This is a genomic window from Streptomyces sp. NPDC006197, assembly GCF_040613865.1.
Taxonomy (GTDB): Bacteria; Actinomycetota; Actinomycetes; order Streptomycetales; family Streptomycetaceae; genus Streptomyces.
Genome location: NZ_JBEXSZ010000215.1, coordinates 1 through 10,161, shown reverse-complemented (window position 1 = coordinate 10,161; position 10,161 = coordinate 1). Strand labels below are relative to the sequence as shown.

Annotated in this window: 11 protein-coding genes; 5 read left to right on the top strand and 6 right to left on the bottom strand. The window is 71.7% G+C overall.

Annotated features, from left to right (window positions below):
- Window positions 1-398, bottom strand: a 398-nt coding sequence (locus ABZ318_RS37400) for a BlaI/MecI/CopY family transcriptional regulator (protein ID WP_356906882.1), incomplete at its 3' end; no start/stop codon positions are given.
- An 83-nt stretch (window positions 399-481) separates the two neighbouring features.
- Between ABZ318_RS37400 and ABZ318_RS37395 the strand changes: the two genes are divergently transcribed.
- The gene (locus ABZ318_RS37395; RefSeq protein WP_356906881.1) at window positions 482-637 is read left to right on the top strand and encodes a hypothetical protein; all 156 of its coding nucleotides are present in this window, start codon (window positions 482-484) and stop codon (window positions 635-637) included.
- A 29-nt stretch (window positions 638-666) separates the two neighbouring features.
- Here ABZ318_RS37395 and ABZ318_RS37390 read toward each other — a convergent pair whose 3' ends face one another.
- The 3 genes from ABZ318_RS37390 to ABZ318_RS37380 all read right to left on the bottom strand — a co-directional run bounded on the left by ABZ318_RS37390 (window position 667) and on the right by ABZ318_RS37380 (window position 3,699).
- Window positions 667-948 (bottom strand): metal-sensitive transcriptional regulator, encoded by a 282-nt coding sequence (locus ABZ318_RS37390; protein WP_015035316.1) that lies wholly within the window; start codon window positions 946-948, stop codon window positions 667-669.
- Window positions 949-989: 41 nt separating this feature from the next.
- Window positions 990-3,251 (bottom strand): heavy metal translocating P-type ATPase, encoded by a 2,262-nt coding sequence (locus ABZ318_RS37385; RefSeq protein WP_356906880.1) that lies wholly within the window; start codon window positions 3,249-3,251, stop codon window positions 990-992.
- Between the two features lie 160 nt (window positions 3,252-3,411).
- Window positions 3,412-3,699 (bottom strand): heavy-metal-associated domain-containing protein, encoded by a 288-nt coding sequence (locus tag ABZ318_RS37380; protein WP_356906879.1) that lies wholly within the window; start codon window positions 3,697-3,699, stop codon window positions 3,412-3,414.
- A 185-nt stretch (window positions 3,700-3,884) separates the two neighbouring features.
- Between ABZ318_RS37380 and ABZ318_RS37375 the strand changes: the two genes are divergently transcribed.
- Window positions 3,885-4,868 (top strand): hypothetical protein, encoded by a 984-nt coding sequence (locus ABZ318_RS37375; protein WP_356906878.1) that lies wholly within the window; start codon window positions 3,885-3,887, stop codon window positions 4,866-4,868.
- A 15-nt stretch (window positions 4,869-4,883) separates the two neighbouring features.
- On the opposite strand, the gene ABZ318_RS37370 is transcribed toward ABZ318_RS37375, so the two are convergent.
- Window positions 4,884-6,896, bottom strand: coding sequence for a transposase (locus ABZ318_RS37370; protein ID WP_356906877.1), 2,013 nt, complete (start codon window positions 6,894-6,896; stop codon window positions 4,884-4,886).
- Window positions 6,897-7,207: 311 nt separating this feature from the next.
- Here ABZ318_RS37370 and ABZ318_RS37365 point away from each other — a divergent pair, with 311 nt between their 5' ends.
- Window positions 7,208-7,900, top strand: coding sequence for a copper homeostasis protein CutC (locus tag ABZ318_RS37365; RefSeq protein WP_356906876.1), 693 nt, complete (start codon window positions 7,208-7,210; stop codon window positions 7,898-7,900).
- An 8-nt stretch (window positions 7,901-7,908) separates the two neighbouring features.
- On the opposite strand, the gene ABZ318_RS37360 is transcribed toward ABZ318_RS37365, so the two are convergent.
- The gene (locus ABZ318_RS37360; RefSeq protein ID WP_356906875.1) at window positions 7,909-8,508 is read right to left on the bottom strand and encodes a DUF2867 domain-containing protein; all 600 of its coding nucleotides are present in this window, start codon (window positions 8,506-8,508) and stop codon (window positions 7,909-7,911) included.
- A gap of 111 nt (window positions 8,509-8,619) precedes the next feature.
- On the opposite strand from ABZ318_RS37360, the gene ABZ318_RS37355 reads away from it, so the two are divergent.
- Window positions 8,620-9,210, top strand: a complete 591-nt coding sequence (locus ABZ318_RS37355; protein ID WP_356906874.1) for a TetR/AcrR family transcriptional regulator — start codon at window positions 8,620-8,622, stop codon at window positions 9,208-9,210.
- Between the two features lie 17 nt (window positions 9,211-9,227).
- Window positions 9,228-10,161, top strand: a 934-nt coding sequence (locus ABZ318_RS37350) for an aminoglycoside phosphotransferase family protein (RefSeq protein WP_356906873.1), incomplete at its 3' end; no start/stop codon positions are given.

Sequence of the window (10,161 nt, the reverse complement as noted above, 5' to 3'; positions counted from 1 at the left end):
GGGCCCTCGCCCCGGGCGGCGCGGACGGCCTGCGGGTCCTGGTCGCCCCGGGCGGCGCGGAGGGCCGCGTCCAGGGCGGCCATGTCCTCGTCCGAGATGACCTCGACGAAGCGGAGGAGGGCGGCGGGACGGTCCTGGCTGTCGCCGAGCGCGTCCCGCATCAGGCCCGCCGTGTACTCCTCGCGGCCGCGGACCGGCTCGTACAGCCAGGCCCGTCCGGACTTCTCGCGCCGGAGCCAGCCCTTGCGGTGCAGGATGTCCGCCACCGTCATCACCGTCGTGTAGGCGACCCGGCGTCCCCGGTTGATGTCGTCGACGATCTCGCGGACCGTGGCGGGCCGCTGCCACGCCCACAGCCGGTCCATGATCTCGGCCTCCAGCTCTCCCAGCCGGCGCACGCGCATCCCCTCCCCCATAGGGCCTGTCATCGTACGGGCCGCTTCCCCGCGCCAGGTATACCCCCCAGGGGTACGATGGCGGGATGTCGACCCTCATGAGGAACCGCCCCTGCGCGAAGGCCTGCGACTCCGGTCTCCCCGGATCGGTGGAGCTGGTGCTCCTCCGCCGGCTGCTCGGCCTCTGTCTCCGGCTGAGTCTCACGCTGTCCGCCGACTGCCCTTCGCGCAAGGGCGGTTGATTCTTCCCCCCGGATTCCCGGGGACTCCGTCACGTCCGGATCAGCCGGGCGATGGCCTTGGACGCCTCGCCCACCTTCACCTTCGCCTGGTCCCCGCCCTGGGCGATGGCCTCCGTGACGCAGCAGCTCAGGTGCTCGTCCAGGAGGGCCACCGCGCAGGACTGGAGGGCCGCGTTGATGGCGGAGACCTGGGTGAGGACGTCGATGCAGTAGACGTCCTCGTCCACCATCCGCTGCACCCCCCTGACCTGGCCCTCGATGCGCCTCAGCCGTCTGATGATGTCTTCCTTGTGCTGTCCGTAACCGGCCACGACGGGCTCCTCGGGGATCAGGGGTTCACAGGACGGGACGGTCAGCGGTCGGCGGCCTGGAAGCCCCGCAGGCGGAGGCTGTTGCCGACCACGAAGACCGAGGAGAAGGCCATGGCCGCGCCCGCGATCATCGGGTTGAGCAGTCCGGCCGCGGCGAGCGGCAGGGCGGCCACGTTGTAGGCGAAGGCCCAGAAGAGGTTGGAGCGGATGGTCCCGAGGGTCTTGCGGGAGAGCCGGATCGCGTCGGCCGCGGCCCGCAGGTCTCCCCGTACGAGGGTCAGGTCGCCGGCCTCGATGGCGGCGTCCGTGCCCGTGCCCATCGCGAGCCCCAGGTCGGCCTGGGCGAGCGCGGCGGCGTCGTTCACGCCGTCGCCGACCATGGCGACCGAACGGCCCTCGCCCTGGAGGCGCTTGACCACGTCGACCTTGTCCTGCGGCATGACCTCGGCGATGACCTCGTCGATGCCGACCTCGGCGGCGACGGCCTCGGCGACCGCCTTGTTGTCACCGGTGAGCAGGATCGGCGTCAGACCGAGCGCGCGGAGCCGCCGGATGGCCTCGGCGCTGGTCTCCTTCACGGCGTCGGCGACCTCCAGGACCGCGCGGGCCTTCCCGTCCCAGGCGACCGCGATGGCCGTCTTGCCGGCCTTCTCGGCCTCGTCCTTCGCGGACTTGAGCCCGGCGGGCAGCTCGATGGCCCACTCGTCGAGCAGCTTCTCGCGGCCGACGAGGACGGCGTGGCCCTCGACGACGCCCTGGACGCCGAGACCGGGGACGTTGGCGAAGTCCTCGGGGGTGGGCAGGGTGCCGACCTTGGCGGCGGCGCCGGTGGCGACGGCCTGGGCGATGGGGTGCTCGGAGGAGTGCTCCAGGGCGCCGGCCAGGCGCAGCACGTCGGTCTCGTCCGTACCGGCCGCGGTGTGGACCTTGATGAGGGTCATGCGGCCGGTGGTGACGGTGCCGGTCTTGTCGAGGACGATCGTGTCGACCTTGCGGGTGGTCTCCAGGACCTCGGGTCCCTTGATGAGGATGCCGAGCTGGGCGCCGCGCCCGGTGCCGACCATGAGCGCGGTCGGGGTGGCCAGGCCCAGGGCGCAGGGGCAGGCGATGATCAGGACGGCGACGGCGGCGGTGAACGCGGCGGTCAGGCCCTGTCCCGTACCCAGCCAGAAACCGAGGGTGCCGAGCGCGAGGGCGATGACGACCGGCACGAAGACGGCCGAGATCCTGTCGGCGAGGCGCTGGGCGGCGGCCTTGCCGTTCTGCGCGTCCTCGACGAGCTTCGCCATCCGGGCGAGCTGGGTGTCGGAGCCGACGCGGGTGGCCTCGACGACCAGGCGGCCGCCGGCGTTCAGGGTGGCGCCGGTGACGGAGTCCCCGACCCCGACCTCCACGGGCACGGACTCACCGGTCAGCATCGAGGCGTCGACCGCGGAGGAGCCCTCGACGACGGTGCCGTCGGTGGCGATCTTCTCACCCGGGCGGACCAGGAAGCGGTCCCCGACCTGGAGTTCGGCGGTCGGTACGGTGACCTCGCGGCCGCCCTTGAGGACGGTCACCTCCTTCGCGCCCAGCTGCATCAGCGCCTTGAGCGCGGCGCCCGCCTTGCGCTTCGAGCGGGCCTCGAAGTACCGGCCGGCCAGGATGAAGGCGGTGACGCCGGCCGCGGCCTCCAGGTAGATGTTCCCGGCGCCGTCGGTGCGGGCGATGGTGAACTCGAAGGGGTGCGTCATGCCCGGCGTGCCGGCGGTGCCGAAGAACAGCGCCCACAGCGACCACAGGAACGCGGCGATCGTGCCGACCGAGATCAGGGTGTCCATGGTGGCCGCGCCGTGCCGGGCGTTGGTCCAGGCGGCCCTGTGGAAGGGCCAGGCGGCGTAGACGACGACCGGGGCGGCGAGCGTGAGGCTCAGCCACTGCCAGTACTCGATCTGCAGGGCCGGGACCATCGCCATCGCGATGACGGGCACGGCGAGCGAGACGGCGGTGATCAGCCGCTGCTTCAGCGGCCGCAGCTCCTCGTCGGCCTTCTCCTCGTCGCTGGGGCCGCCGTCGTTCCCCTCGGCCTTCGGGGGAGCGGGCTCCTCGGCGGTGTAGCCGGTGGCCTCGACGGTGGCGATCAGGTCGGCGACGTCGATGTCGGCGTCAAAGGTGACCTTCGCCTTCTCGGTGGCGTAGTTGACGGTGGCCTCGACCCCGTCCATGCGGTTGAGCTTCTTCTCGATGCGGGCCGCGCACGAGGCGCAGGTCATGCCGCCGATGGCGAGCTCGACCTGGGCGGTGCCCGGAGTGGTCGTGGTCATTTCCTGCTCCTCGGGTGTAGCGGGGTTCGGGGGCCGGGGTCCGGGCGTGGTGGGCGGACCCCGGCGGCCGGGTGGTGCGGGCGGTGCTCCGCCTGCCGGGCGGACCGTCGGATACCGGGACGGGGGACGCCGGTGGGGTGCCGGTCTGCCCGGCGGCGGATCAGGCCCGGCCGGTCAGCTCGTAGCCCGCGTCGTCGACGGCCGCGGTGATCGCGGCGTCGTCGGGCTCGCCGCCGGTGGTCACGGTCACCAGGCCGCCGGCGACGTCGACGTCGACGGAGACGACGCCGTCGAGGGCGCTGACGGACTTGGTGATCGCGCTCTTGCAGTGGCCGCACGTCATGCCGGAGACGGCGTAGACGGTGACGGTGCTGTCGGCGACCGCCGTCGCGGTCGCCTTGCCGGAGTTGGTCGAGCAGCTGTTGTCGGGGGTGCAGCAGGAGCCCATGGCTTCCTCCTCGGTCGATCCTTCTCGAAGATACCCTCGGGGGGTATCCGGTTGCGAGTTCATGTATACCCCCCGGTGGTATCCGGCGCAAGTGGGGAAGCGACTTGACTTGATACCCCCCAGGGGTATGGTGAAGTGCATCGGACGCACGAATGCCCACGCCACCCACGTACGGGAGAGCAGTCATGAACACCGGAGTGAAGATCACTGCCTTTGCCGCCGCGCTCGCCGCGACCTTCGGGACCGCGTACGGGGTCGGCAAGGGGGTCGGCCCCGTCGAGGAGCCGAAGAAGGCGGAGCACGCGGGCCACGCGGCGCAGGAGCCGCAGAAGGGGTCGGGCCATGGGGGTCACGAGGAAGGCGCCACCGCCGCCGCCTCCGCCCTCCCCGGCGGCCTCCAGGTCTCCCAGGACGGCTACACCCTCGCCCTGGAGACCCCCACCCCCGCCGTCGGCCGCGGCACCCTGAAGTTCTCCGTCAAGGACGCGGCCGGCAAGAAGGTCACCGCCTTCGCCACCGAGCACGGCAAGGAGCTGCACTTCATCGTCGCCTCGCGCGACCTCAACACCTTCCGCCACCTGCACCCGGTGAAGGCCGCCGACGGCACCTGGTCGGTGGACGCGGACCTGCCGGCCGCCGGCGGCTACAAGGCCTTCGCCGACTTCAAGCCCGCCGCCCCCGGCGCCAGGGGCGTCACGCTCGGCGCCGACCTCGCCGTCCCGGGGGCGTACGCGCCGAAGCCGCTGCCCGCCGCCGCCCCGACCGCGGACGTCGACGGCTACCAGGTCCGGCTCGGCGGCGTCCTGGACCCCGGCAAGGCCGGCGAACTCCGCCTCACCGTCACCAAGGGCGGGAAGCCCGTCACGGACCTGGAGCCGTACCTCGGCGCGTACGGACACCTCGTCGCGCTGCGCGACGGCGACCTCGCCTACCTCCACGTGCACCCCAACGAGGGCGGCCCCGGCCCGGACGTCTCCTTCACGGCGACGGCGCCCAGCGCGGGCACGTACCGCCTCTTCCTCGACTTCCAGCACGAGGGGAAGGTCCGCACGGCGGCCTTCACGGTGACGGCGGGCGCGACGGGAAAGACGGCCGGGAAGTCGCCCGCTCCGGCCGCGAATGGGACGGGTGAGGCGGGGCACGGTGCGGGAGGGCACACACACGGCTAAGACTTGGCCCGCGATTCACCAGAGCGTGAGCTGCGGATTGCGGCCGGGGCGAGAGTCGAACGTTCCGGCGTGGGCACCTCGCGGTGTCTCATCCGGGGTTGTTCGGCCTCGCTGTTCGGCAGTTCGGGGAGCAGAGGTCCCAAGGCGGTGTTGCCGTGGGACTGCCACGCGTCCCGCACCCGGAAGGATGTTCGGGCTCGGTGTGGTTGACTCCCGCAGCGCTTCTTCCAGCGCTTGTGTGTACGTGATCTGGGCTTGTCGGGACAGTGCGGTGTCCAGATACGCCGATTTCGGATCGTCCACGTCGGTGAAGCGGACGAAGGCGGCGAGGGCGGCGGAGACGAGGTCGCGTTTGCCGACCAGGCCACAGGCGGGGCATTCGTGGTCACGGTCTCGCAGGGTTTTCCGTATGCGCTCCCCGCACAGGCAGTGCTGCGACAGGGCCGTCGACCAGGTGGAAGCCCGCATGAGACGGCCGCCTGCTGCCTTGCACTCGACGGTCAGGGCGGCGATGAGCATGCCCGGAGTGGTCTGGGAGAGCCGCTTGCCCCACAGTCGGTACCAGGTGCGGATGTCGCAGTCTTCAACCACGAGCACGGGGCCGTGGGCGGCGATGATCTGTCGGGCCACGAGGCGGGCTCGATGACGGCGGTGCTCGGCGGCCGAGGTGGCGGCTTCGGCCTGCCGGGCACGTGTTTCCCGGTAGCTGCCAGAGAGTCGGTCCTGCCGGTACGCCTGCTTTGGCACCCCGTTCGAGCGGGCGGCGCGAGCTCCACCCGGCACGTGCACGGCCTTGGGCTTGAGCCCGTTCTCGGACCGGCGAGCGGCGCGGACGGCCTGCCTCTTCGACAGCCCGTACTGGGCAGTGTTCGTCGCCCGCCGCGAGCGCTCCAGGGCCCGCGCCCGTCCGCGCCGCTTCCTCGCTTCCTTCTCCAGCTTCAGCGCTTCGGTGTCGGCCAAGGTGATCTCGGTCGAGATCGGTGTGCCGCCGTCGAGCAGGGCGGGAAAGGAGACGACGGAGAGGTTGGAGACGTTGCCGTCCACTCCGCCGACCCGGTTCAGAGCGGCAGCCTGCTCGCGCATCCTGCGTACGGTGGGGGAGCTGTAGCCGGGACTGAGGACCATCAGGTGCGCCTCGTAGACCCAGCCGCTTGGCGCGGACGCCTTCCGTCGCCGTACGAGATCGACCTTGTGCCAGTGGTCAGGGTTGCCCAGGAAGTGCTGCACCCGCTTCCACTGCCCTGGTCTCTGTGGGATGCGGACGGGGAGTACGAGGTCGGCCCGGTGGCTGTCGGGGCCTCCGGCGAACACCACAGCGAGCGGTCCCGTGTGGTCCCACCAGGTAGCCTTGCGCATCCTCGCAGTCCCGGCCGCTGTCAGTTTGCCCGTGGGCACTTGGCCGTAGGGCACGGTCGGTTTCGGCATTCGGCGCGGCTGCATCAGCGCGTACGGGCCACCGTCTGCGTATGCCGTCAGGTGTCCGGCCAGGGTGCCGGCCAGGCGGAACGTCTCCCACTTGTTGACAGTTGTGTGGGAGCGGGCGCGGCCGGGAATACGGGTGAAGTCGTACGGGCGGCCGATCTTCGGCCGTCCGGATCGGTGACCCGTGGCATCGGAAAACAGATGCCGGGAGACGCCGTTCCACACCTCGTCGGCCATGTGCATCGCAAGGGCCTTCGAGGCATGGTGCTTGAGGTGTGCCGAGTCTTCGAGGTGCCGATAGGCACACCGCTCCAGCGACTCCCGGGACAGCCCGAGACGCTGCCGCACCGCCTTCGCCCCGTCCCGCCCACGCTCGCGGTACGCGGTCCAGTACGCGTCGACCTTTGCGCGGGCGTCCCGCTGGACTGCCCGCTTGATGCTCCACATCGCCCCGAACAGCTTCCTCAGCCGCGCGAGATCGCCAGGGTCCGTGACAGCCAACGGCAGCACCATCACCGACACCACCCCGTCATCGGGCTTGGTCCACTTCGGGGCTTTGTTCTTTCCCCGGGACCGTCGCTGCTTCTGGACGACTTCCACCACCATCACCCCCTGTCATCGGCCCTGTCTCAGGTCTCAACGTAGAGATCGCGCCGCACATATTGGCGAGAACCGCACACGTTCACCGTTGTGCGTGACCCCTCGCACGCGCATGCGGCTGGCGGACCGCCGGATGCTGTGGAGCGCCCGAAAGCGGGAAAGCCCTTACGGTGACGCCGTGGGCATGGTGGTGCGATCGCTGACGCTGTCCGTGCAGTCTCCTGTCACCCGGAGATCGACTACCCGCAACACGGAACATCTCTTAATCTGGTCATTGGACTAGACCTGTAGTCGTCATTCATGGAGGAATGGGCTCGATGACCAACCGTGCTGTCCTTGAGGTGATCGCCCTCGACGAGGAAGACGCGGTCGCCGCCCAGACCGGTGGCGCCGACCGGCTCGAACTCGTCGCCGACATGGCGGCGGACGGACTCACCCCGTCCACGGCGTCCTTCGCCGCCATCCGGGCGGCCGTCGACATCCCGCTGCGCGTGATGCTCCGCCTCGCCGACGGGTTCGCGGCCGGCGACGTCGACGCCCTGGTCGGCCGGGCGGAGGAACTCCGCTCGGCGGGCGCGACCGAATTCGTCCTCGGCTTCCTCACCCCCGACGGCGAACCGGACCTGGTGGCCGTCGAGCGCCTGATCGCCGTCCTGGACGGCTGCCGCTGGACCTTCCACCGCGCCATCGACCGCGCCGCCGACCGCGACGGCCTGCGCAAGGCGCTCGCCGACCTGCCCGGCCTCGACACCTACCTGACGGCCGGCGCGGCGACCGGCGTCGACGACGGCCTCCCGACCCTCCGCGCCGAAGCCGCCCGCACGGGCGAACCGGGCTACGAACCCCAGATCCTCGTCGGCGGCGGCCTCCGCCTCGACCACCTCCCGACCCTCCGCGCGGCCGGTCTCACCGCCTTCCACATCGGCGGCGCGGCCCGCCCCCGCGGCTGGACCCACCCGGTCGCGACGGAGGCGGTACGGACGTGGCGCGAGGCGCTCGACACGCCCTGAGGGGTCTCCTAGGGGTTCTGTCCCAGCAGCCGCTCCCGGTCCCGCCAGGCGGCTTCCCACTGGCGGGTCATCGCCGGGTAGACGATCAGGTACCGGAAGGGCGCGATCAGGGCCATGTAGAGGCGGCCCATGCGGCCGTTGGGCTTGACCAGGACCGCCATGCGGAGCTCGTGGCCGCCGCCGGGCGTCTCCACCCAGCCCAGGTGCATGACCCCGTGGACGGTCTTGTTCGCCAGCTCCCGGGCGCACTCGTCGGGAAGCTCGTACAGGGGGGTGAACGGGCCCGGGCCCGGGGTGGGGTCCGCCGTCGCCGTCAGTTCCTCCGGCATGCGCTCGCGCAGCGAGCGGACGCGCGGGCCGAGGCCGGCCTTCGGGTCGTCCCAGCCGAGCAGGGCGCCCAGCTTCCAGCGCACCGCGAACAGGAACCTCGACGCTCCGGACTGCTGGGAGAGGTCCGCGCCTGCCGCGATCGCCGCGAGCACGCGCGGGAAGTCGTCGGGCCCGGCGCCCGGGGTGCGGAAGGACCAGACGTCCTCGGTCGTGAAGTCGGGGGTGAACTCGTGGATCCGCCACGGCCGGGTGGTGTGTTCGGTGACGGGGAGCTTCATGGCGCTGCCGCCTTCCCAGTTCTATACGCTTGCGTATAACGACGGGGTCAACGATGCCAGACCTGATGTACGGAGGCGTATATTCGGTCGGGGAGTGAGGGAGGACACACCATGGGCGCCGCACGCACACCGCGCGAACGCTGGGTGGAGGAAGGCCTGACCGTCCTGGCCGACGGCGGGCCCGACGCCGTCCGCGTCGAAGCCCTCGCCAAGCGGCTCGGCGTCACCAAAGGCGGCTTCTACGGGTACTTCGCCGACCGCGACGCCCTCCTCGCCGCCATGCTCGACACCTGGGAGCGGGAAGCCGCCGACCAGGTCGTCGAGCGAGTCAGGCAGGACCCGGACGGCGACCCCAGGGCCCTGATCACCCTCGCCGGCATGCTCACCTTCTCCGGCGACCGGCTGCGCCCCATCGACCTCGCCGTCCGCGACTGGGCCCGCCGCGACGAGACCGTCGCCGCCCGCCTGCGCCGCGTCGACAACCGGCGCATGGAGCTGCTCCGCGAGATGATCGGCACCTTCTGCGCCGACCCCGACGAGGTCGAGGCCCGCTCCCTCCTCGCCTTCTGCGTGGCCATCGGCCACCACTTCCTCGCCGCCGACCACCAGGGCCGCACCCGCACCGAGGTCCTCGCCCGCGCCGGCGACCTGATCCTGGACCGGCCGAAGGAGCCGAAATCCCGTGGCCCGGAAGGACCTTGACGGTTAACGTCGCCCGCATGACCGCCCCCGCCATCGACACCGCCCTCGTCGAGCGGCTGATCGCCGCCCAGTTCCCCCGATGGGCGGGACTTCCCGTACGGGAGGTGGACTCCGCCGGCACCGACAACGCGATGTTCCGGCTCGGCGACGAGTTCGCCGTACGGCTACCGAAGGCCGACTGGGCCGCCGGGCACGCCGAGAAGGAGCAGAGGTGGCTGCCCCGCCTCGCGCCGCACCTGACCCTGCCCGTGCCCGTGCCCGTCGGGCAGGGGATGCCCGGCGAGGGATACGACCAGGCCTGGTCGGTGTTCACCTGGCTCGACGGCGACGACGCGTACAACGCCCCGATCGCCGATCTCGCCCACGCCGCCGTCGAGTTGGGCCGCTTCGGCGTCGCCCTGCGCGGTGTCGACGCGACCGGTGGGCCCCGAGCCTCCCGGGGCGGCCCGGTCACCGACTGGGAGCAGGGCGCCATGTCGACCGCCCTTCGCGCCCTCGGCGCGGACGGCACCCTCGACGTCGAGGCCGTCACCGAGGCCTGGGAGTCGGTGCTCCGCCTCCCGGCCTGGCAGGGCGACCCCGTCTGGCAACACGGCGACCTGCTCCCCGGCAACCTCCTCACCCGCGACGGCCGCCTCCACGCCGTCATCGACTTCGGCTGCCTCGGTACGGGAGACCCGGCCGTCGACCTCATGGCCGCCTGGTCCCTGCTCACCCCCGACACCCGCCCCCTCTTCCGCGGGGCCGCCGAGGTCGACGACGCCACCTGGGCGCGCGGGCGCGGCTGGGCCCTGTGCTGGGGCGTCGTGACCGAGCACTACTACCGCGGGAAGAACCAGGCCCTCGCCACCGTCGCCCACCGCACCTGGACGCAGGCGCTGCCCGAGTTCGCGCTCCAGGGGGTGTCTTGCCGATCAGGCCGGGCGTCGCGAGCCCGGCAAGCTCCGCCGC

Bases quoted from the DNA above. Each gene is read 5' to 3' on its own strand.
- ABZ318_RS37395 (WP_356906881.1), top strand. From the start codon at position 482: ATGTCGACCCTCATGAGGAACCGCCCCTGCGCGAAGGCCTGCGACTCC.
- ABZ318_RS37385 (WP_356906880.1), bottom strand. From the start codon at position 3,251: ATGACCACGACCACTCCGGGCACCGCCCAGGTCGAGCTCGCCATCGGC.
- ABZ318_RS37380 (WP_356906879.1), bottom strand. From the start codon at position 3,699: ATGGGCTCCTGCTGCACCCCCGACAACAGCTGCTCGACCAACTCCGGC.
- ABZ318_RS37375 (WP_356906878.1), top strand. From the start codon at position 3,885: ATGAACACCGGAGTGAAGATCACTGCCTTTGCCGCCGCGCTCGCCGCG.
- ABZ318_RS37370 (WP_356906877.1), bottom strand. From the start codon at position 6,896: ATGGTGGTGGAAGTCGTCCAGAAGCAGCGACGGTCCCGGGGAAAGAAC.
- ABZ318_RS37365 (WP_356906876.1), top strand. From the start codon at position 7,208: ATGACCAACCGTGCTGTCCTTGAGGTGATCGCCCTCGACGAGGAAGAC.
- ABZ318_RS37360 (WP_356906875.1), bottom strand. From the start codon at position 8,508: ATGAAGCTCCCCGTCACCGAACACACCACCCGGCCGTGGCGGATCCAC.
- ABZ318_RS37355 (WP_356906874.1), top strand. From the start codon at position 8,620: ATGGGCGCCGCACGCACACCGCGCGAACGCTGGGTGGAGGAAGGCCTG.